Origin of the sequence: Thalassospira sp. B30-1, assembly GCF_015767575.1 — a bacterium.
Lineage (GTDB): Bacteria > Pseudomonadota > Alphaproteobacteria > Rhodospirillales > Thalassospiraceae > Thalassospira > Thalassospira xiamenensis.
Window position 1 is genome coordinate 1,117,446 of record NZ_CP065232.1, and the last position, 22,287, is coordinate 1,139,732.

General features: G+C 56.0%; 19 protein-coding genes. 17 read left to right on the forward strand and 2 right to left on the reverse strand.

The window, feature by feature from the left end; genetic code table 11:
- Positions 1–144: 144 nt before the first annotated feature.
- From IT971_RS05150 to IT971_RS05175, 6 genes are all read left to right on the forward strand, one after another.
- On the forward strand, positions 145–1,323 hold the full coding sequence (locus tag IT971_RS05150) for a Ppx/GppA phosphatase family protein (RefSeq protein ID WP_223305027.1): 1,179 nt from the start codon (positions 145–147) through the stop codon (positions 1,321–1,323).
- Between the two features lie 59 nt (positions 1,324–1,382).
- The gene (locus IT971_RS05155) at positions 1,383–2,189 is read left to right on the forward strand and encodes an RlmE family RNA methyltransferase (RefSeq protein ID WP_007090790.1); all 807 of its coding nucleotides are present in this window, start codon (positions 1,383–1,385) and stop codon (positions 2,187–2,189) included.
- Positions 2,190–2,467: 278 nt separating this feature from the next.
- Entirely contained in the window at positions 2,468–2,992 is a 525-nt protein-coding gene (locus IT971_RS05160) for a PAS domain-containing protein (RefSeq protein ID WP_007090791.1), read from the forward strand.
- A complete protein-coding gene (locus IT971_RS05165) occupies positions 2,967–4,295 on the forward strand; it encodes a methyl-accepting chemotaxis protein (protein WP_082822540.1) in 1,329 nt (442 codons plus the stop codon). Before IT971_RS05160 ends, IT971_RS05165 begins: the two co-directional genes overlap by 26 nt.
- A gap of 242 nt (positions 4,296–4,537) precedes the next feature.
- Positions 4,538–6,004, forward strand: a complete 1,467-nt coding sequence (gene guaB / locus IT971_RS05170) for an IMP dehydrogenase (protein ID WP_037992357.1) — start codon at positions 4,538–4,540, stop codon at positions 6,002–6,004.
- 199 nt (positions 6,005–6,203) lie between these two features.
- Complete coding sequence (locus tag IT971_RS05175; protein ID WP_007090794.1) at positions 6,204–7,541, forward strand: RsmB/NOP family class I SAM-dependent RNA methyltransferase; 1,338 nt, start codon at positions 6,204–6,206, stop codon at positions 7,539–7,541.
- Positions 7,542–7,735: 194 nt separating this feature from the next.
- Here IT971_RS05175 and IT971_RS05180 read toward each other — a convergent pair whose 3' ends face one another.
- The gene (locus IT971_RS05180; RefSeq protein WP_063093493.1) at positions 7,736–8,086 is read right to left on the reverse strand and encodes a hypothetical protein; all 351 of its coding nucleotides are present in this window, start codon (positions 8,084–8,086) and stop codon (positions 7,736–7,738) included.
- A gap of 302 nt (positions 8,087–8,388) precedes the next feature.
- Between IT971_RS05180 and guaA the strand changes: the two genes are divergently transcribed.
- The 4 genes from guaA (at position 8,389) to IT971_RS05200 (ending at position 15,480) form a co-directional block, all read left to right on the forward strand.
- Positions 8,389–9,942 carry a glutamine-hydrolyzing GMP synthase gene (gene guaA / locus IT971_RS05185; RefSeq protein WP_063093492.1) on the forward strand — a complete coding sequence of 518 codons (1,554 nt, stop codon included), beginning with the start codon at positions 8,389–8,391 and terminating at the stop codon, positions 9,940–9,942.
- Between the two features lie 304 nt (positions 9,943–10,246).
- Entirely contained in the window at positions 10,247–11,446 is a 1,200-nt protein-coding gene (locus tag IT971_RS05190; protein ID WP_196871113.1) for a site-specific integrase, read from the forward strand.
- Positions 11,447–11,519: 73 nt separating this feature from the next.
- A complete protein-coding gene (locus tag IT971_RS05195) occupies positions 11,520–12,368 on the forward strand; it encodes a Hachiman antiphage defense system protein HamA (protein WP_196871114.1) in 849 nt (282 codons plus the stop codon).
- Entirely contained in the window at positions 12,358–15,480 is a 3,123-nt protein-coding gene (locus IT971_RS05200) for a DEAD/DEAH box helicase (RefSeq protein WP_196871115.1), read from the forward strand. Before IT971_RS05195 ends, IT971_RS05200 begins: the two co-directional genes overlap by 11 nt.
- A gap of 64 nt (positions 15,481–15,544) precedes the next feature.
- On the opposite strand, the gene IT971_RS05205 is transcribed toward IT971_RS05200, so the two are convergent.
- Complete coding sequence (locus tag IT971_RS05205) at positions 15,545–16,522, reverse strand: helix-turn-helix domain-containing protein (RefSeq protein ID WP_196871116.1); 978 nt, start codon at positions 16,520–16,522, stop codon at positions 15,545–15,547.
- 89 nt (positions 16,523–16,611) lie between these two features.
- Between IT971_RS05205 and IT971_RS05210 the strand changes: the two genes are divergently transcribed.
- From IT971_RS05210 to IT971_RS05240, 7 genes are all read left to right on the forward strand, one after another.
- Positions 16,612–16,839 carry an AlpA family transcriptional regulator gene (locus IT971_RS05210; protein WP_196871117.1) on the forward strand — a complete coding sequence of 76 codons (228 nt, stop codon included), beginning with the start codon at positions 16,612–16,614 and terminating at the stop codon, positions 16,837–16,839.
- Between the two features lies 1 nt (position 16,840).
- The gene (locus IT971_RS05215) at positions 16,841–17,692 is read left to right on the forward strand and encodes a helicase RepA family protein (RefSeq protein WP_196871118.1); all 852 of its coding nucleotides are present in this window, start codon (positions 16,841–16,843) and stop codon (positions 17,690–17,692) included.
- On the forward strand, positions 17,679–18,443 hold the full coding sequence (locus IT971_RS05220; protein WP_196871119.1) for an ABC transporter ATPase: 765 nt from the start codon (positions 17,679–17,681) through the stop codon (positions 18,441–18,443). Before IT971_RS05215 ends, IT971_RS05220 begins: the two co-directional genes overlap by 14 nt.
- An 805-nt stretch (positions 18,444–19,248) precedes the next feature.
- Positions 19,249–19,620 (forward strand): conjugal transfer transcriptional regulator TraJ, encoded by a 372-nt coding sequence (gene traJ, locus IT971_RS05225; protein ID WP_196871120.1) that lies wholly within the window; start codon positions 19,249–19,251, stop codon positions 19,618–19,620.
- Positions 19,621–19,652: 32 nt separating this feature from the next.
- Positions 19,653–21,446 (forward strand): TraI/MobA(P) family conjugative relaxase, encoded by a 1,794-nt coding sequence (gene traI / locus IT971_RS05230; protein WP_196871121.1) that lies wholly within the window; start codon positions 19,653–19,655, stop codon positions 21,444–21,446.
- 65 nt (positions 21,447–21,511) lie between these two features.
- A complete protein-coding gene (locus IT971_RS05235; RefSeq protein WP_196871122.1) occupies positions 21,512–21,760 on the forward strand; it encodes an Arc family DNA-binding protein in 249 nt (82 codons plus the stop codon).
- A complete protein-coding gene (locus tag IT971_RS05240; protein WP_196871123.1) occupies positions 21,757–22,182 on the forward strand; it encodes a type II toxin-antitoxin system VapC family toxin in 426 nt (141 codons plus the stop codon). Before IT971_RS05235 ends, IT971_RS05240 begins: the two co-directional genes overlap by 4 nt.
- Positions 22,183–22,287: the final 105 nt, after the last annotated feature.

Consider the following 22,287-nt stretch of genomic DNA (forward strand, 5'->3'; position numbering starts at 1 on the left):
CCTCCATGAGTTAAATGCATACGGGATTTGCCTTGTGCAACATTGTCGGTAAACTCATATGTGTGATTCGCAGGAACGTCATATAATTGTCGTGTTGATGCGATCAAAGAATTTGTAACCGACAAGCAAGGCAGATCAGAGCAGGTGAAACAGGTATCTCCCCATAGCGACACGCACAGGGCCATCCGCCCTGAAGGCGGTGCTGCCATGGCCGGAAATGCCGTGATGGATGCGCCGTGCGTTGTGCCATCATCGAGTTTGCCTGCCGACAGCCTTGTTGTGGATCGCCCGCTGCACCCCACGACCAGTCATCCCCCGCTTTATGCCGCGATTGATCTGGGCAGTTCGAATTGCCGTCTGCTGGTCGCGCGCCCTTGCAAAGACGGGTTCAAGGTGATTGATGCGTTTTCGCGCGTTGTGCGTCTTGGCGAAGGTGTGCGGGAAAAAGGTTATCTTTGTCAGGCGGCAATGGATCGTGCGATTGACGCGTTAAAGGTCTGTTCGAAAAAACTGCGCAAGCATCCCGGTGCAAAACTGCATGCGGTGGCGACAGAAGCCTGCCGAACGGCCAAAAATCGCGATGAATTCGTCCGGAAGGTCTTTGACGAAACTGGTATTGAACTTAAAATCATCAATCCGGACGAAGAAAGCCGTTTGGCACTTCAGGCCTGTTCAGCTTTGCTTGACGAGCGCCCCTATGCGGTGGTGTTTGACATTGGCGGTGGCAGCACGGAAATCTGCTGGATCAAGGTAGACAATATGGGCCAGACCCAGTGCATTGAAACGCTTTCGATGCCCTGCGGGGTTCTGTGCCTGACCGAACGTTATGCCGGGATCGAACAGCGCCGCGAACGGTTCGAAGCAATGCGCACTGAAATTCGCGACCGCCTGCGCGATTTCGCCAGCCGCAATTGCTGTTCGGACATTCTTGACGATGGCAAGGTGCAGATGGTTGGTACTTCTGGCACCGTGACAACATTCTGCGGTATTGCCCTTGGCCTTGAGCGGTACGAGCGCCACAAGGTTGATGGATCGGATTTGCGGTTCGATGATGCGGAACGCGTCACCGAATTGCTGCTGCGCATGGAAGCCGACAAACGCAAAGGCCATCCCTGTATCGGGAATCAGCGGGCCGAGCTGATGGATGCGGGGGCGGCGATCTTTGCCGCGATTCGCGATATCTGGCCCTTGGCGACGCTAAAAGTTGCCGATCGTGGCCTTCGCGAGGGAATATTGGTCGATTTGATGCGCGCAGACGGTCATGCTATTGACCCGTGCGATGCGCGACGTCATACAGTGTCCCATATTTCGGCCAATCCATGATCGGCATCGCGCCATCGGATCGTACTGGCCTTTAACACGTTTCAGTTCAGGTAAAGAACATGACCGACAATAGCAGCGGAAAAGGCGGGACGCGTCGCCGCAAGGGTTCAGCCATTGCTGCGATCGATACCGGCGCACGGCGCGGGCTGCGGACGCGCGTCAAAAGTGCCAAGGGACGCAAGATTTCCTCGACCCGCTGGCTCGACCGGCAACTGAACGATCCCTATGTGCAGGAAGCCAAGCGCCTTGGCTATCGGTCGCGTGCGGCCTTCAAGCTGATTGAAATCAACAATCAGTTCGATCTGCTGCGTCCGGGCATGCGCATTGTCGACCTTGGCGCGGCACCGGGCGGCTGGACGCAGGTTGCGGTTGACATGGTCGGTTCAAAACAGGGACGCGGTCAGGTCGTCGGGCTTGATATTCTGGAATGGGAAGGTCTTTCCGGTGCAACCTGTTTGCAGGCCGATTTCCTTGATCCTGCAGCGCCTGACATGATCAAGCAGGCCCTTGATGGGCCGGTTGATGCGGTGATTTCCGATATGTCGCCCGAAACCACCGGCCATCGCCAGACCGACCATATCCGTATTATCGATCTGGTCGAACATGCTTTGCTGTTTGCCGAAGAAGTTCTGGCACCGGGCGGTATTTTCATCGCCAAGGTGTTCAAGGGCGGTACGGAAAATGATCTTTTGAATCGGGTCAAAAAGAACTTCCGCGTATCCAAACATGCCAAACCACCGGCATCACGCCCCGAAAGCCCGGAAGCTTATCTGATTGCAACCGGCTTCCGCGGGCAAAACAATGCCGCCGATGACATTGCCAATGCAGAGTTGCGCGAAGACGACGGCTGGTCGCCGGTCGGCTAAGTTCATGAAAAGGTAAAATGCAAAGCGCGCCACAAGATCGGCGCGCTTTTTTATTTGCAAAAATTCGCCTTCATCCCGCTTGGGTTGTGTCGCGGGTGAAATATTCCGCAATCCGATTGCGCTAAGTCAAGAAGTGGCAATCCGGCATCTTCTATACATTGGTCTAGCAAATAGTCTCCGCACCGGATGAAATTGACGCAGAATTGCGCGACCCGGGCGGGGTTTCGCTATGTCAGGATCGGTTGTGGGACCATTGATCCGTGAACGGGGTGCTATTGATGAAACAGGATCAGCTTTTTCTGACCGGTGTTGAACGTCATTTTGGCGATAATGAAATTATCGTCAGCAAGACCGACACCAAGGGACGTATTACTTACGCAAATGATGTCTTTCTGCGGGTCGCAGGATATCGTGAAAAGGATATTCTGGGCCAGCCGCACAGCATTATCCGCCATCCCGACATGCCGCGCTGCGTGTTCGCCTTACTGTGGGACACGATTTCCAAGGGGCGCGAGATTTTCGCCTATGTGATCAATCGCTCGGCGAACGGGGATCATTACTGGGTGCTGGCCAATGTCACACCGACCTTCGGGCCGAATGGCAATATCGTTGGTTATCATTCCAATCGTCGGGTACCTCGCCGCGAAGCGGTTGAACAGGTTATCCCGCTTTATGCCGATCTTCGTGCAGAAGAAGAACGCGAACGTAATCGCAAGGACGGCATGGCGCGCAGTACACAAAAACTTGGTAATCTTCTGGGGCAGGCAGGCATCGACTATGATCAGTTTGTTTTCACTCTCTAATCTGCGACGGATTTTGATTTCTGGCCTGATGCTGGCCTTTGGTCTGATTGGTGCACTTCTGATGGCGCCAACGCATGCACCGTTTGTTTCTTTGATTGCGACGATTGCGCTTCTGGTCATGGCGTTGATTGGTGCGGTTGCCATCACGCGTCACAAGCGGATCATTGATGAACTGTACGATATCGTCCATGACGCTGCCGATGGAAAAATGGGTGTCAGGGTCAATAATCGTCAAACACAGGGTTATCTTGCGCCCCTGCAAAATGCGGTGAACCAGTTGCTTGACCTGACCGAGGCCTTCGCCAAGGAAGCCGCAGGTGCCATGGGCCATGCATCGCGGGGATCCTATTATCGCAAAATCCTGCCAAGGGGACTGCGCGGTGATCTGATCGGCTATGCCGGGACGGTCAATGCCGCCCTTGATGCCATGCATGAAAAAACCAGAAACTTCAGCGATAGCGCCGGGCGTATCGGTGATGATATCCAGTCGGTGGTTGGTTCGGTCTCGAACAGTGCAAAACAGCTAAGTGACAGTTCCGATTTTCTGTCCCGGCAGGTCAGTCGCATCGCCGAACAGGCCAACGATATGCGCCTTGCTGCCGATGACAGTACCGAGGCCCTGAACGGCATTGCGGTTGCCACCGAACAATTCAGTGCCTCCATTCGTCAGATCGGCGCGCAGATCAATGGTTCCGCCGAACTGGCCGAAGCCGCGGTTAGCCGGGCCCGTGTTGCCGATAATCACATCACGCGTCTTGATGATATGGCGCTTCGCGTGACCAAGGTGGTCGAACTGATCACCGATGTCGCCGATCAGACCAATCTTCTGGCCCTGAACGCCACCATAGAGGCCGCCCGTGCCGGCGAAGCAGGCAAGGGTTTTGCCGTTGTCGCGACCGAGGTCAAAAACCTGGCGTCCCAGACATCGCGTGCCGCCGAACAGGTGATTGGTGAAATCGGCGAAATGCAGTCAATGACCCGCGAAGCCGTTTCATCGGTGCGCGAGATCAATGAAAAGATCAGCGAAATCGATAGCGGTGCGCGTCTGGTTGCCGAAGCCGCCCGCGAACAGACCGAGGTTGTCGGTGCGATCAGTGACCGGATCGATCAGGCGGTGCGACGCATGCAAACCATTGCGGCCATCCTTGCTGACGTTGCCAGCGGCACGACCGAGTCCGGCTCTGTCGTCCTGCAACTCCATAGCGAGGCGACAAATCTTCTGGGGCAGGCCGATTCACTTGATGGTGATGTACGCCGGTTTATCGACAAGGTGCTCAACGTTCCGGATGCTGCGACCGCGTAAAACAGGGGCGGGCGGCTTTCGCGATTGCAGCAAACGCTTGGTCTGCCTTGCAAAATTCGGGGGTGATCCGGGCATAAAAATGGGACTGCGCCAGATAGCAGCCCCATCTACCAGTTTCTAACGGAACTGCCCGGATAATGCAGCAATAAAATGACAGGGCTGCTATGGGCGCAGAAAACTTGGCATAAAGGCCATAACGTGTATAAGTTCCGCGCCAACTCAGATTAACGAGGTGGCCCCATATGACCCGCATTGCAGAAGCCCTGACGTTTGATGACGTTTTGATCAAACCCGCCGCCAGCGAAGTGCTGCCGGCACAGGTGCAGACCAACACCCGCATTACCAAAAATATCGACCTGCGCATTCCGCTTCTGTCGTCCGCAATGGACACAGTGACCGAAAGCCCGATGGCGATTGTTATGGCGCAGCATGGTGGTATGGGGGTCATTCACAAGAACCTCGATATCGCACAGCAGGCCGAACAAGTTCGCCGCGTAAAGAAATTTGAATCCGGTATGGTCGTCAACCCGATCACCATTCACCCGGATCAGACGCTCGCCGATGCGCTGGACCTGATGGACATCAACCACATTTCCGGTATTCCGGTTGTTGAACGCGCCAGCAACAAGCTGGTCGGCATTCTGACCAACCGAGATGTGCGTTTTGCGTCCAACCGTTCGCAACCGGTTTCCGAACTGATGACCCACGAAAATCTGGTTACGGTAACGGAAAATGTCGAAACCGAAGAAGCCAAAAAACTTCTGCACCAGCATCGCATTGAAAAGCTTCTGGTGGTTGACGAAGCCTATCGCTGCACCGGCCTGATTACCGTCAAGGACATCGAAAAAGCCAAATTGCACCCGAATGCGTGCAAGGATGAAAGCGGTCGTCTGCGTGTTGCCGCGGCAACCGGCGTTGGCGAAAGCGGCTTTGAACGGGCAATGGCGCTGGTCGAGGCCGGTGTTGACGTACTGGTCATTGATACCGCACATGGCCATTCCGCCGGTGTGATCAAGGCAGTCGAATATATAAAATCAAAGATCGGCAATACCCAGATCATCGCCGGTAACGTTGCCACCCCCGAAGCCGTCAAGGCACTGGCCGAAGCCGGTGCGGACGCGGTCAAGGTCGGCATCGGTCCGGGGTCGATCTGCACCACCCGCATTGTTGCCGGTGTGGGTGTGCCGCAATTGACGGCCATCCTTGAATGTGCGGAAATCGGTCACAAGCTTGACGTTCCGATCATCGCCGATGGCGGTATCAAGTTTTCGGGCGACATTGCCAAGGCAATGGCCGCCGGTGCGAGCACCTGCATGGTTGGCTCACTTCTGGCCGGTACCGACGAAGCGCCAGGCGAAGTCATCCTTTATCAGGGCCGTTCGTACAAATCCTATCGCGGGATGGGTTCGGTCGGTGCGATGGCACGCGGGTCGGCAGACCGTTACTTCCAGCAGGACGTTCAGGACAACCTGAAACTCGTCCCCGAGGGCATCGAAGGCCGCGTCCCTTACAAGGGGCCGGCTGGTCAGATCATCCATCAGATGGTTGGCGGTCTTAAGGCATCGATGGGCTATACCGGTTCGGCAACGCTTGCCGATTTCCGTGAACGGGCCCAGTTCGTTCGCATCACCAATGCGGGTCTGCGCGAAAGCCATGCCCATGACGTGACCATCACCCGCGAGGCCCCGAATTACCGTCCGGGTAACTAATCGGGGCACGCTGATCAATTGGCTGGGCTGCCTTGCGCTTGTCGCTGTTGGCGAATGGCCCAACCCGTGATATCAGCGGGCACAAATTTCAGATGACGGCAGGCAATCCTGCCGTCATCGCCTTTTTTATCGTATGGTGTTTACTTGAATTCCCATATCGGGACAGGAACATCACACTCAGACAGGTTGGACATTCGTTTTGAAACCCGGTGCACGTATCGCGGCTGTCATTGAACTCTATGACGGCTGGACCCAGACCAGAGACGACGCAGACCGCGTCATTTCCGGCTATTTTGGCAATCGCCGTTATATCGGTGGTGGCGATCGTCGCGAGATCAGCGAACGTTTCTATAACCTGATCCGCCATCAGGCACGTCTGGGCTGGTGGCTTGCCGAATGCGGATATGAGTTTCAGGACGGTCGTGCGCGCATGATCGCCGAACTGGTCTTGCAGGACAAACGCAAGGCCGAAGACATTTCAAGCATGTTCAATGGTGAGGAGTTCTGCCCGAACCCGCTGCATCCGGCAGAAAATCATCTGATCAACAAGCTGACTGGCAAGACGCTTGATCATGACGGCCAGCCAGGTGCGGTCAAAACCGAATTGCCGAAATGGCTTTATGCCGAACTGCTGAAACTCCATCACGAAAACCTTCCGGCTGAAATGGCGGCCTATAATCAGCCCGCCAAACTTGATCTGCGCGTTAACCGCCTTCAGGGCACGGTTGAAGACGCAATCAAATCGCTTGAAGCCGATGGCATCCACAATATCGAAAGAACGCCTTATGCGCCCAACGGCCTGCGTCTGCCGCTTGGTGTGAATATGCTGGTTACGGCGGCCTACAAGGACGGCCTGATCGAAATCCAGGACGAGGCATCGCAGATTTGCGTGCGTCTGGTTGATGCCAAGCCGGGCATGCATATCCTTGATATGTGCGCGGGTGGTGGCGGCAAGACGCTTGGCATGGCGTCCGACATGCGCGGCAAGGGCCGTATCCTTGCCTGCGATACCCATGGCGGTCGTCTGGATAATTCGCGCAAACGTGCCAAACGTGCCGGTGCCGGTGATTGTATTCAGCAGCGCATCATCGCTGATGAACGCGATAGCTGGCTTCGCAACAAATCCGGTTTCTTTGATCGTGTGTTGCTTGATGTCCCCTGTTCGGGGCTTGGCACCCTGCGCCGTAACCCGGCACTGCGCTGGCGTATCGGGCAGCGCGATATCCGCACCCTGATGGCAAATCAAAGCAAGATATTGAAGGCCGGTGCGGCAAAGGTCACCAAGGGTGGGCGTCTGATTTACGCGACCTGCTCGATCATGCCCGAAGAAAATGAACGCCTGATCGAGACCTTCATGCGGGATCGCAAGGATTTCAGACCGGTTCCGATCAGTGAAATCTGGCCCGACGCCCCCAAATCCGTTCCGGTACCCGGTGGCAAGGACAAGCCGTGGCTTCGCCTGTCGCCTAATGTTCATGGTACGGATGGTTTCTTTGTCGCGGTGTTTGAACGTACAGCCAAAGGCAAGGTGAAATAATGACAATGGCGGCCATGGTCATCGCAAACAACCCGATGTCCGATGCCGCCCTTGGTCTGCTCGCAAACTGTAAAATTGCGGCAAGAAAAATGGCCCTGTCCCGAATGGGGACAGGGCCAATTCTTATCACAAGTGCATTTTACCGTGAACGCGATGTGAAGATTGGATCTTCCACAGTTTACCCTGCCGGTTTTTTATTCCGTCTTCGGGGCAGCTTCGCCACCGGTGGTGCCGCCGTCATCCTGCGGCATCAGTTCCAGCGGGCTGCTATCGTCGCCTGCATTGCTGCCATCAAGACCCTTCATGCCCGGAACTTCCTGATTGTCTTCTGGAAGGACGGTGTTCGGCGCTTCGCCGGTTTCGGCCGCCGGGGCATCCGGCACCGGGGTCATGGTATCGCTTTTTTCAGTACCGGTTTCGGTGCCAAACAGCGACGCCGGGTTGTTGGTCTCGGACTGGGTCATTGCAATGGCCGTTGCCGCACCGGCGACCAGAAGAAGGCCAGCGACGGCAAGCGCGATTTTACTGCCTTTGTTCTGTGTCATTTGTCTGTGTCCCTTTGCATGGTCAAACTTGATTTGCTCATGATTTCTAATTCTGTCGGACGCGGTTATCTCCGTGCTCCGTTGGAAACCAAGTTACAGACGCATTGCGCAGGAAAAAGGGACCAATTGTGCTTTTTTCGGGGGCGTTCCGGCAGGAAAAGGCCGCAATTGTCCCCAAATGCCGGAATTCGGCATCAGAATTTCATGAATGCATCCCAAGGTAACCGTTTGCGCCGGGTTGCCGAGACGGATGGTTTGGCGTATGTACGGCGCAACCCCATACTCGACGGAGATACGGCCCGATGACAGATCGCGTGCTGATTATTGATTTTGGATCGCAGGTCACCCAGCTGATTGCACGCCGCGTGCGCGAAAGCGGTGTCTATAGCGAAATCCACCCCTTCAACAATGTCTCGGATGCTTTCCTTGACGAATACGCGCCCAAGGCCGTGATCCTTTCGGGTGGTCCGGCATCGGTCCATTGGGACAAGGCACCCTCGGCTCCGGCAAAGGTGTTCGAGCTTGGCGTGCCGGTGCTTGGTATCTGCTATGGTCAGCAGACCATGGTCAACCAGCTTGGCGGCAAGGTCGCAACGTCCGATCACCGTGAATTCGGTCGTGCCTTTGTCGATGTCATCGAAGACTGCGCGCTGTTCACCGGCATCTGGGCCGAAGGTGCCCGCGAACAGGTCTGGATGAGCCACGGCGACCGTGTCGATGCGCTTCCTGACGGGTTCCGCGTTGTTGGCAAATCTGAAGGCGCACCGTTTGCCGCCATCGCCAATGACGACAAGAAATTCTATGCCGTGCAGTTCCACCCCGAAGTGGTCCACACCCCGCATGGCGCGCAGCTGCTTAAAAACTTCACGCATGGCGTTGCCGGTTGCTCTGGCGACTGGACGATGAACGCCTATAAAGACGACGCCATTGCCAAAATCCGCAAACAGGTCGGTGATGGCAAGGTCATTTGCGGTCTTTCAGGCGGTGTTGACAGCTCCGTCACCGCGGTTCTGATCCACGAAGCGATTGGCGATCAGCTGACCTGCGTGTTCGTTGATCATGGTTTCATGCGCTCGGGCGAAGCCGACCAGGTCGTCACCCTGTTCCGTGACCATTACAATATTCCGCTGGTGCATGTTGACGCGTCCGAAACCTTTATCGGCGCGATTGAAGGCGAAATTGATCCGGAAACCAAACGCAAGACCATTGGCCGTCTGTTCATCGAAGTGTTCGAAGAAGAAGCCAAGAAAATCGGTGGTGCCGATTTCCTTGCACAGGGGACCCTTTACCCGGATGTCATCGAAAGCGTGTCTTTCACCGGCGGCCCGTCGGTCACCATCAAGTCACACCACAATGTCGGAGGCCTTCCGGAACGCATGAACATGCAACTGGTCGAACCGCTGCGTGAATTGTTCAAGGACGAAGTCCGTGACCTTGGTCGTGAACTGGGCCTGCCCGACAGCTTTGTTGGTCGTCACCCGTTCCCTGGACCGGGCCTTGCCATTCGTATCCCCGGCCAGCCGATCACGCGCGAAAAGCTCGATATCCTGAGCAAGGCCGATGCGATCTATCTCGAAGAAATCCGTAATGCCGGTCTCTATGACGCCATCTGGCAGGCCTTCGCGGTGCTGCTCCCGGTCCGTACCGTTGGCGTGATGGGCGATGGTCGCACCTATGACTATGCCTGTGCTCTGCGCGCGGTCACCTCGACCGACGGCATGACCGCCGACTTCTTCGCCTTCCCGCCGGAACTGCTTGGCCGCATCGCCAACCGGATCATCAACGAGGTCAACGGTATCAACCGTGTCACCTATGACTACACCTCGAAACCACCGGGAACGATTGAGTGGGAATGATCCCGCGTCTGGCACGGCCAGGCACCTGAAGGCATAAAAGTCCGATAAGCCCGCGTAATTGCGGGCTTTTTTGTATGTATGTCTGGCAGAGTCTGGCAACAGAAGGAAGCGCCAAGCACCGTTTGAGCATGGCATTAAAGCTGGTACTATCCGTTGATGATGCCATGACTGATGCCGATACCATGCTGTATTTTTTATGTGTTCATGGTATCTAATTTTAATAACTTGTTGTTTTATATAGAAAAAACGGTGAAAATTTGGCGTTTTTTCAGCATGGTATCGAGAATGAAGAGGGACACGCTACATGCTGACCGATACCAAGCTGCGCAATCTCAAGCCCAGGGACAAGCTCTACAAGGTGAATGACCGGGAAGGTCTCTATGTGGCCGTGACTCCAGCCGGCTCCATCTCGTTCCGTTACAACTACTCAATCAACGGTCGGCAGGAGACCATCACCTTTGGACGTTATGGTGTCGGTGGCATCACCCTGGCCGAAGCCCGCGAGCAGTTGGGTGACGCCAAGAAGATGGTTGCAGCGGGCAAGTCGCCGGCCAAGGAGAAAGCCCGAGACAAGGCGCGGGTCAAAGATGCAGAGACGTTCGGTGCCTGGGCGGAAAAGTGGCTGCGTGGCTACCAGATGGCCGACTCCACCCGCGATATGCGCCGTTCGGTCTATGAGCGCGAGCTGAAGCCGAAATTCAGCAATCAGAAGCTGGTGGAGATCACCCATGAGGACTTGCGGGCACTGACCGATGCCATCGTCGAGCGAGGGGCACCGGCCACCGCCGTTCATGTGCGTGAAATCGTGCTTCAGGTCTTCCGCTGGGCAATCGAGCGCGGGCAGAAGGTTGAGAACCCTGCGGAGCTGGTGCGGCCAACGAGCATCGCCCGGTTTGAGCCGCGCGACCGCGCGTTGACGCCAGAAGAAATTGGGCTGATGTACCAGTACATGGAGCGGGTGGGTACAAGCCCAACAAATCGTGCGGCGGCCAAGCTGCTTTTGCTGACCATGGTGCGCAAAAGCGAGTTGACCAATGCGACCTGGAGCGAGATCAATTTCAGCGAAGCACTGTGGACGATTCCAAAGGAGCGGATGAAGCGCCGTAACCCGCACCTGGTATTTCTATCCCGGCAAGCACAGGATATTTTTATCGCCCTGAAAACCTTTGCCGGTGGTTCTGACTTTGTACTGCCATCACGGTACGACTCGGATGCGCCGATGAGCGCTGCCACACTCAACCAAGTGTTGACCCTGACTTACAAAGCGGCACAGAAAGACGGACAGTCGCTGGCCAAGTTCGGGCCGCATGACTTGCGGCGCACAGCCAGCACGCTGTTGCATGAGGCTGGCTACAACACCGACTGGATCGAGAAGTGCCTGGCACACGAGCAGAAGGGCGTAAGGGCGGTCTACAACAAGGCTGAATACCGCGAGCAGCGGGCGGCGATGTTGCAGGATTGGGCAGACATGATTGATGAATGGACTACTGGAAGTACTCGTTGATAGTCCATTATGACGCTTATCCTAGATTTGGACTGCGTGCCGATTTACTTGGCTTAGATAAATAGGAAATCAAATGCCCTGGAGTTCAGAGCACGTTAGATGGCTTGTCGACACTGGCGAACGGCAGAAGGCTGCCGACGGCAAGGAAGTCGAAGTATGGGAGTTCCGTCACAAGAACGACGAGGCTGTGCTCTCGGCCTGGGCGAAACACTTCCGGAATCATTACTGTCTTGATACGGAGATTGATTTCCTCCGGGGCAGACGTCCGAGGACGGATTATCTGACCAATATCAAATTTCCATGTAAAACATCCAAACTTGGTCCAGGAATCCGAGCGGGAGATTTCGGGGAAATTCTGATTTCCGATTACCTGCAATGGCTTCTCGGTTACTGGGTACCCAGGGTGCGATGGTCATCAAAGGTTGTTCGAGATGAATCGCCCAAGGGTAGCGATGTCATTGGATTCCGATTTCACAAAAAAGACGGCGAAGCCTCCACCAAGGACGTGTTGTTTGTCTTTGAATCCAAGACAAAATTCTCCGCCTCTAAGATCAACCGCCTGCAGGATGCCATTAACGACTCTGCCAAAGATCATATTCGCATAGATGAATCACTGAACTTCATCAAGCAAAAGCTCTTTGAAAAAAAGGAAATCGAACAGGCTCAAAGAATCGAGAGATTTCAAAGCCCCGTAGATATGCCCTACAAGGAAACGTACGGCGCTGCAGCCATCATTTCAGATGAATGTTTCGACGTCGAAGAATTGGCTTCGGCAGACTGCCGCAGAATTCCCAAGTCAGCAAAATCCAAGGAGGTCTTTCCTCATCCTAATGGCGATAGCCTTGTCCTCTTGGTTATCAAGGGACCCGGCATGATGGACCTTGTCCACGAGCTCTACAGGAGGGCTGCGGATGAGGCCTGAACAGAAATCCCAACTCCTGCTGGGCGTCACACGGTCAAAGGCCAAGATGCTCGAGTACGGTGTTCCTGAAGAGCATCACATCAAGATCACCCAAGATCCGGCCAAGCTCTTCACCCTCTCAATTGGCCTGCTTGGTGATCTCGCCGCCGCCATCAACCGGGAGGAGCCAGATCCCGATTCCCTCGCAGGGCTGAAAGCCAATCTGCTATTTTCCGCCCGTTTTTTCGACTCCTACCTACAGTCAAAGCTGAACGAGACACTTGATCCATACCTTGTGCTTCTGGGCTCCGCCTCCTATTACCTGTGCGATCTTCCCGGTAGCGCGTCGGTATTGGCGAAGCGCATCGATGGCGACTGCCCGGATCTGGATGGCGATGGTTTAGAAGATCTGTTGCTCTGGTTGCTACAGGCCGATCTGGGGGCCTATTTTGATGGGTCCGAGGGACCATTCGGCGAATTCATCGACGGGATTTCAAAATGGATTCTCCAGTTTTTCGAGGATGGGAATGGCGAATATAATCTTCTCGATTTGGCCACGAAGCTGAGGGACGCCGTCTATGAGTTCGGCACCCCAAGGCAGCTTCTATTTGGTGATGTTATTGCGGCCGTTCTGAGGAAAAAGCTGGAGAATTCCGCCTGGAAGGCTTTGCCGTCATATTCCGGGTTGCCTCGCGACAAATGGCTCCATGCGCTGCAAAAGGATTCGTTCATCAAGGAACTCTGGCCTGCGCAACACCTTTTGGGCAAGGCTGATGTTCTCAAAGGCGAGTCTGCCATCGTTCAAATGCCCACCAGCGCTGGCAAAACGAAGGCAACGGAGCTGATCCTCCGAAGTGCGTTTCTGGCCGACCGCGTGTCACTGGCCATCATCATCGCCCCGTTCCGGGCGCTGTGCCATGAGATCAAGAACAGCCTCGTAGAGGCGTTCCACAACGAAACCACCAAGGTGGATGAATTATCCGATGCCCTACAGACCGACTTCGAGATTGCCGAACTCTTGGGGCACCAACAGATCCTGGTTGTAACTCCCGAGAAGCTGCTCTATGTCCTTCGGCATGCTCCGGAGCTGGCTGCCCACGTTGGCCTGCTGGTTTTTGATGAGGGCCACCAGTTCGACAGCGGCACCCGAGGCATCACATACGAGCTGCTCCTGACGTCGCTGCGCTCCATGATTCCTGAAGGAACCCAGAAGGTGCTGATCTCAGCGGTCATCAGCAATGCCGAGGTCGTCGGAGAATGGCTGAACGGCGAGCCTAATGTCGTCGAAGGCACAACCCTGATTCCGACGTTCAGATCTGTCGGATTTGCGAGTTGGCTCGATCAGTTGGGAAGAATCGAGTACGTCGATAGTCGTGATGCCGAGCAAAGCGAGTTTTTCGTTCCGAGAGTGATTGAAAGATTCAATCTTGGGCGAAGAGGTAAAGAGCAGAAAGATCGCCACTTTCCCGAGAAGGCTGATGGCCAGGCCATTGCACTCTATCTTGGTCTTAAATTGGTCACAAATGGCAGTATCGCTGTTTTCTGCGGAAGGAAGTCGACAGCGGCCAGCGTCTGTGAAAAGGCCGTTGATATTATCAAGCGAGGCGCACCCCTAGGCTTGCCGTCTGATTTTTCAGACGCTAAGGAAGTCGAGCGACTAAGGCATCTGCATGTCGAGAATCTCGGCGCTGATGCCCCGGCGTCCCAGAGTGCGGCGCACGGTATTTTCTCCCATCACGGCAATACGCCGCATGGTATCCGGCTGGCTGTGGAGCATGCCATGCGCGACGATCTTGTTCGATTCGTTGTGTGCACATCTACCTTGGCGCAAGGCGTAAACCTTCCGATTCGATACCTCATCGTGACCAGCGTCTACCAGGGCATGGAGCGCATCAAGGTTCGTGATTTCCACAATCTCATTGGCCGAGCGGGTCGTGCCGGAATGCATACCGAGGGAAGCATTCTGTTTGCAGATCCGGGGATCTATGACAAGCGAAAGAATTTCAACGAAAAATGGCGCTGGAATCAGGTAAAGGAACTTCTGGAACCACGAAATTCTGAGCCTTGCGTCAGCAATCTCCTATCCATCTTCGAACCAATCAAGAGTGATGACGAGAAGTACACCATCACAATGGAGGCCCTGGATTTTGCCAAGGCCTATATCAGTGACCCAGATGAAGTTGGCAAACTGGCTGCGGGGATAGCCGCACGACATGGAGACAAAAAATTCTCCCGAGACGGTGTCGAGCGGCAAATCACCTGGAGAATCAGCCTAATCTGTGCCGTCGAGAGCTTCCTGCTATCTCATTGGGATGAATCTGAAAATGGTCTTTCGGAAGCGGATGTGACCCGCCTGGCCGAAGGGACGCTGGCTTTCTTCCTGGCTGATGATCAGAAAAAGGAGCATATCCGCGAGTTGTTTCAGCTTCTCGCTGGGAACATCTCTGCAAACATCACAGATCCGGCTCGCCGTAAAATCTATGGCCGGACGCTTTACGGAATTCAGGATGCCCAAGCCATTGAGGGATGGGTCCATACCAACGCCGACAGCCTGCTTTCGATTGTTGATGAAACAGAGCCGCTCGATCTTGCCTGGCCATTGCTTACCCGGCATATCAACAGTGGCGTATTCACCAAGTTCGATAAGCCGGAGGTGCTAAAAGAAATCGCGCATGGGTGGATCAGTGGAAAGCCATTCAGCGATCTCCTGAAAATCATCCATAAGCGAGAAGCCAAGATGATATGGGGTACTCGTCGAAGGGAGTTCAAGATCGATCATGTCGTCGATGTCTGCGAAGGGGCACTCGCATATGACGGAGCGCTTGTTGTAGGCGCTTTGAGTGAATTCATTGAAACCCTCGGCCAGGATGACACTGTAGAACTCATCAGTCATCTTCAGGTTTTCCAAAAGCGCCTGAAATATGGCTTGCCCACGGAAACCACCATTGCCCTTTATGAACTTGGCTTTTCGGATCGCGTTATCGCTCAAGACCTTGCCACATCCTTGAACCTAGCTGCGACAGAGAAGAAGGATCTTGTGAAGGCACTGAAAAAAGACAGGGAAGGAGCTAAGGTGGTGTTGGAAAAATATCCGAGTTACTTTCAGAGTCGGTTGAGTGAGCTCATGCACTAAAAAATATATTTTGCGTTGAATTTGGCTGGAAAAAATTTAGCCGCTAAAATTTTCCTTGGTGTTTTTACTCTTTGAGCTGGAGTGATTTGGGAAGAGACGTTAACGATTTCAGCGCTTTCGATACCGCTTGGCGTTCGATGCCCAGCCTTCTCGCTATTTCTGATTGATTGAGCCCATCCCGCTGGAGTATCAGTATTTGCTTTTTGCGGTCTGATAGCTTCAAGTCCACCATCAAGCGCGCCTGGTTGCGCAGCTCTCCTTTGTCGGCTGACTGTACGGTCTGGCTCAACATGAGGTGGTAGAAGTAGCGATCCACCAGTGGGTCGCCTGATGCCGCTTGCGGCGTGGCACGCTTCGCACACTGACGGTTGAGTCGGTCAAGTTCGAGGTTGAATTGCGCGAGAGATCTCTTTGCTTGTCTATAAGCGGGGTTCCGGCTGTCATTCGCCAAGATGGGTCTATGCTTGGCGCAGTATTGGTGGCTGAGTTCCAGTTTCTTGTGGTCTTGCAGTTCTATGTCATTGACTTGCTTGTCAGCGACCGTTGCCATGAAGTCGGCGAACTCGGTCAGCTCTCCGCATAGTTCGCAAAAGCCGTGTTTGCGTTGCGCGTTTAGATTGACGCCAGTTGTGGTGGTCGATTTCTTGGGGCGCTTGCACGCACAGTCCCAAACCAGGCCAGTTAGTGACTCGATGGTTGCAACAAAGCGTTGATCCCTTGAGTCCTGCCTGTCTTCTGTCTTGATGAAATGGCGCAGTAACTGCCGTTGCAGGCGAACCATCGTATCAAACCCGACCAATCGAATGGTCTCACTGAAGTCCATTCCTGCCCCGACACCGGAAACGAAGCCCGCATAGCGTGCGGGGAGAGTTTTCATGTATGTGGCTACGGCGGGATCAATGACTTCCTGTATCAATCTCCTGATGGGGTAGCGCCGCGAAGCAGTGGAGTAAGAGCACCAGCGATCCTGAAAGTGTTCGATGGCTTTCGAGATTCCGGCGTCACATCCTTCCCAGATGGTTATGGTCTTTTCTTTTTTCATGGCGTCAACCTCTTTTGGTAATTATAGCGCCGTCGAAATCTGAATTGCTAGGCACCATAAGGCATTCGTTAGCAATTGGAGGCCGGGCCATGCAGGCTGCAACCAGAAAAATACTCATCAACAGAAAAAAGCTCCTGGAGATCATTCCGCTCTCGACGCGAACCATCTACAACTTGGAGCAACGAGGGGAGTTTCCGCGCCGTATCGCTCTTACATGCAGGAATGTCGCATGGGATTTATCGGAAGTCGAAGAGTGGATCGAAACTCGTAAGTCGTCGGGTATTCAGGCTGATCGGCCCGGCGACGTGAGGGGTTGATATGGCCCTTGACCTGATGGTGGCGTTCAGCGAACCGCCGCCACCAATAGATTACGTATTGCCAAATATGGTTGCCGGCACGGTGGGCGCACTTGTGTCGCCAGGTGGGGCAGGCAAGTCCATGCTGATCCTGCAATTGGCTGCGCAGGTTGCTGGCGGCCCTGATCTGCTGGAAGTGGGCGAGCTGCCCACCGGCCCGGTGGTCTACCTGCCAGCCGAAGATCCACCTGTTGCAATCCATCACCGATTGCACGCACTTGGCGCACACCTCACAGCCGACCAGCGGCGAGCCGTGGCGGATGGCCTGCTGATCGAGCCGCTGATTGGCAAATGCCCCAACGTCATGACCCGAGATTGGTTCGACGGACTCAAGCGGGCCGCCGAGGGCCGTCGTCTGATGGTTCTCGACACTCTGCGCCGCTTCCATATCGAGGAGGAGAACGCCAGCGGGCCTATGGCTCAGGTCGTCGGCCGTATGGAGGCCATAGCCGCCGATACCGGCTGTGCCATTGTATTTCTGCACCACGCCAGCAAAGGCGCGGCGATGGCGGGTGCTGGCGATCAACAGCAGGCCAGCCGTGGATCATCGGTGCTGGTCGATAACATCCGCTGGCAGTCGTATCTGTCCGGCATGACGCAGGCCGAGGCCGAGGAATGGGGTGTTGATGAGGGGCAACGGGGGTTCTTCGTCCGCTATGGCGTTAGCAAAGCCAACTATGGCGCGCCTTTTCAGGAGTGTTGGTTCAGGCGGCACGAGGGCGGCGTCCTCAAGCCGGCTGTACTTGAGCGGCAGAAACGACAGCCGCCCGCGAAGTTGAAATCCGTACCGAGGGGCGGCAATGACAACTGGTAATCAGGTCGCCCCGACCAGCACGGCATTGCAGGCCCGAGTGTTGATCTATCAGCCCAGTCAGCGCCCACGGGAGCGTGCGGGGCAATGGATGGACACCGGCTTTGGGCGATGCCGTGTTACCGGCAGGCTGGGCCAACGTCATGCCGATATTGTGGAATCCATGTTGTATGTGGCCGAACGCCGCCGCGAAATATCGGATGGCGGCATCGAGCTGCTGATTGATCCTGCGAAGCTGCGCCGGATGCTATCCGATCACCAGTACAGCTACGACCGCATCAAGAAGCTGCTGTCCGACTTGCGGGCTGCCACGGTAGAAATCGTGACGCCGGAAATGGAGAGCACCGGTGAGAGCATCATTGGCGGCCTGATTGATCACGTTAGGCCATCACCCATGACACGTCGTGATCCGCTTACCGGCGGCGAGCGCCATTTGTGGCGCGTCCGGCTGGGGGTTGCCCTGGTGATGCTGCTAGAGAGGGATTTGTCTTTGTACTACCCGCCTGCCCCCATTGCCCGGTTGCAACATGGGATCAGTCAGGCGCTTGCACGGCATGTGCTCACCCACAGACACGACCCGGCAGGAGGCTGGCATCTGGACACCTTGATTCGTGCCGTAGGAGGCGAGGCGGTCAACAGTATGACGCTACGTAATTATCGGCGACGGCTGAGAGAGGATGCCGCTGGGCTGGTCGAAGTCGGCATCGAGATAGACGCCAGAGACAGGGTAAAGCGTGTCACACCGGCCCGATAGCGTGCTACAGCGGCCCGAGGGCGTGTCACATCGGCCCGGAAGCGTGCCACAGCGGCCCGATTTTTTGCTGTTTTGGCAGGATATTCAGGATATTTCAGGATATCCAGGCGGTGCTACCGCCCGCTTGAAGCGGTCGCTTGCACCTTGTCGATCAAGCCCTGGCGGACTTGCTCAATCGGCCAGAGGCCGATGGTTGAACGCCAGGAGGGGAAGGGAGGCAGCTACGAGTCATCGAGCTTTACCGACTACGGCTAGGCCGCCCCTCAAGTGTCAACATCAACGGAGTGCGGCGGCCACAAGATCACCGGCCCGCGCTACCAGAAGCGCATCGTGCCCCATTGAAGGGTCGGCTGGAAATCACTTACTACTGAATGCCGGCGGCATCGAGGATGCTTTGTTGACACTTGAGGGGCGGTGGCATGGCTTTTCCCTTGGCGTTCAACTTGGCATTTTTCGAGTGCGAGGAAAGTGCAAGGAAAGTGTTGGTTTCGCACGCTGGGAAGCGGTAGGAAATCGGTTGGAGATTCCGTTTTTATCGCGATTCTATGCCGATTTTTCACGATTACAGCGCGATTCTGCCGAATGTGCTGCGATTGCGGAGCAATCGCAGATAAATAGCGACGAAATAGCGATGAATTCCAACCTGCATACGTGCAGAAAACGCGACTGTGACGCGGGCAGGATGTGTGAAGTAGGCCCACCCGCAAGCGGGTTGTCCTTCTTCACTCGTCCTTATTCGCACCTGGCGGTGCTCAACGGGAATCCTGCTCTGCGAGGCTGTTGTCAGCCGTAGGCCGGAGGATGAATGGACGACGAAAAGAAAGTCACACGCAAAAACAGTCCGCCCATCAAGGTGTACTGCCTGCCCGAAGAGCGGGCAGAGATCGAGGCGAACGCCAAAAGAGCGGGGATCAGCGTTGCACACTACCTGCGCGAAGTAGGTCAGGGCTACCAGGTCAAGGGCGTCATGGATTACCAGCACGTGCGCGAGTTGGTGCGGGTCAATGGTGACCTGGGCAGGCTGGGCGGCTTACTCAAGCTATGGCTGACCGACGACCCGCGCACGGCCCGTTTCGGTGATGCCACGATTCTTGCCCTGCTGGGCCGCATCGAGGCTACCCAGGCGGAAATGAGCCGGCTGATGAAGTCCGTGGTGCAGCCGAGGGCCGAGCCTTGAATTTTAGCCGCTAAAAAACCGGAGGCTGGCTGATGATCGCCAAGCATGTACCCATGCGTTCGCTAGGCAAGTCCGACTTTGCCGGCCTGGTGAACTACGTCACTGACGCGCAAAACAAGGAACATCGGCTGGGTCTGGTGCAGATCACCAACTGCGATGCTGGGTCGGTGCGGGACGCCATCACCGAGATTCTGGCGACCCAGCACACGAACACGCGGGCCAAGAGCGACAAGACCTATCACCTGATCGTCAGCTTCCGTGCTGGCGAGCAGCCCGATGCTGACACCTTGCGAGCGGTTGAGGAACGCATCTGCGCCGGACTTGGCTACGGCGAACACCAGCGTATCAGCGCCGTGCATAACGACACCGATAACCTGCACATCCACATTGCTATCAACAAGATTCACCCGACCAGGCACACGATGCACGAGCCGTACTATCCGCACCTGGCGCTGGCCGACTTGTGCGAGACGCTGGAGCGGGACTATGGCCTGGAAGCGGATAATCACCGACCGCAGCAGCGCGGGGCGGCATCGAGGGCCGCCGACATGGAGCGCCATGCAGGCGTTGAAAGCCTGGTGGGTTGGATCAAGCGCGAATGCCTGGACGACATCAAGGCGGCGCAGTCCTGGACGGAGCTGCACCAGGTCATGCGTGATAACGGTCTGGAGATTACGCCAAGGGGTAACGGGCTGGTGATCCGGGCCGATGACGGAACGATGGTCAAGCCCAGCTCCCTGGCCCGCGATCTGTCCAAGCCTGCCTTGGAAAAGCGGCTGGGAGCCTTTGAGGCGTCACCGGATCAGCAGGAGAAGCCGCCCAGGCGGCAGTATCAAAAGAAGCCGGTACGGTCACGCGCTGACACCACCGAGCTTTATGCCAGGTACAAGGATGAGCAGAAGAATTTGACCGCCGCCAGGGCCGAGGCATTGGCGGCGGCGAAGCGGCGCAAGGATCGGGCCGTGCTGGCTGCCAAACAGAAGGCCGCCACCAAGCGGGCAGCAATCAAGCTGGCCGGTGGCGGTCGGGTGGCCAAAAAACTGCTGTACTCACAAACCAGTGCGACGCTACGCGCCGAGCTGGACGGGATATACAAGGGATACAGCAAAGAGCGTGAACGGCTGCACCAGGGCCACCAGCGCCGCCAGTGGGCCGATTGGCTCAAACAAGAGGCTACCCAGGGTAACAGCGAGGCGCTGGCTGCCTTGCGGGCCAGAGAGGCAGCCCAGGGATTGAAGGGCAACACGGTCAAAGGGCAAGGTCAGGCGAAGCCCGGCCATGCGTCGGTGATCGACAACATCACCAAGGCGGGCACCATCATTTACCGGGCCGGTGCCAGTGCCGTGAGGGATGACGGTGACCGACTGCAAGTCTCGACCGGCACCGACCGCGCCGGCGTTCAGGAAGCCTTGAGGCTGGCCGCAGAGCGGTACGGCAGCCGCATCACCGTTAACGGTACAACCGAGTTCAAGGCCCAGGCGATCCGGGCCGCCGTGGATGGCAAACTGCCCATCACGTTTGCCGATCCGGCCCTGGAGAAGCGCCGCCAAGCGCTACTGCAAGACAATTTCAGCGCGACCAGAAAGCTGGGTGTTCCTGGTGTTGGGAAAGCACCGCCGCCGGCGGCCAGGGCAGGCCGTTTGCGTTCATTGGCTCAGGCCGAAGCGTTGCAGATCGAGGGGGCAGCGGCGGCGGTTACGCCGCAAAGGCCGGCAGTTGCACCGACGCCCGCGTCGAGTGAACTGGCCCGTCGCAAAGCCAAGCTACAAGCCGAGTTGAGCGCCAAGAAAGAAAGGACAAACCAGCGTAAGGGGCGGGGTCGGTAGCCCTTGATATGCTTGAATGCAATTTGTATAATTGATTTCACAGCAATCAATAGGAGGTTGCAGACATGAGAGCAGTAACGATCAGGAATGTACCGGAAGAGGTGCATCGTGCCATCCGGGTTAGGGCAGCGCAGAATGGCCGTACCTTGCAAGCCGAGATGTGCGAAATATTGGCTACCGCTGTAAAACCGGAAGGTCGGGTAAAGCTGGGTGACTTATTGGCAGGTATCGGGCGCAAGGTGAAATTGACCGACGAAGAAATGACGGTTTTTGACCGTGACCATTCACCCGCCCGCGCAGCGAGTTTTGAATGATTCTGCTGGATACAAACGTTATATCGGAGCAGTTTCGAGCCGTACCCGATGAAACGGTGATTGACTGGTTGAATCGTCAGCCGCTGGAAACGCTTTATCTGGCATCCATGACCGTGGCCGAACTGCGGGCCGGTGTTGCCCTGATGCCCGCAGGTAAGCGCCGGACAGTGCTCGGTGACAGCATCGAACACCAGGTGTTGCCGGTATTTGTGGGCCGGGTGTTGCCGTTTGATATGGCTTGCACACGCGCCTATGCCGATGTGCTGGCAGCCGCCCGCAAGGCCGGTAGCGGCATCGAGGCCGCTGATGCCGTCATAGCGGCGATTGCCCTGGAGAGCGGTTTCAGCGTGGCAACAAGGGACGTAAGCCCGTTTCTGGCGGCCGGCGTGAACGTCATCAACCCTTGGGAAGATCAAGAGTAAAGCAGTTATTCGTGCAGGTTTGCACGGCACACACCGATCTCAACAAAAAATTGCAAGGGCGTGACGGTGTCGCCCGGGCGGGTACCTTGGCAGATTTTGGCGAAC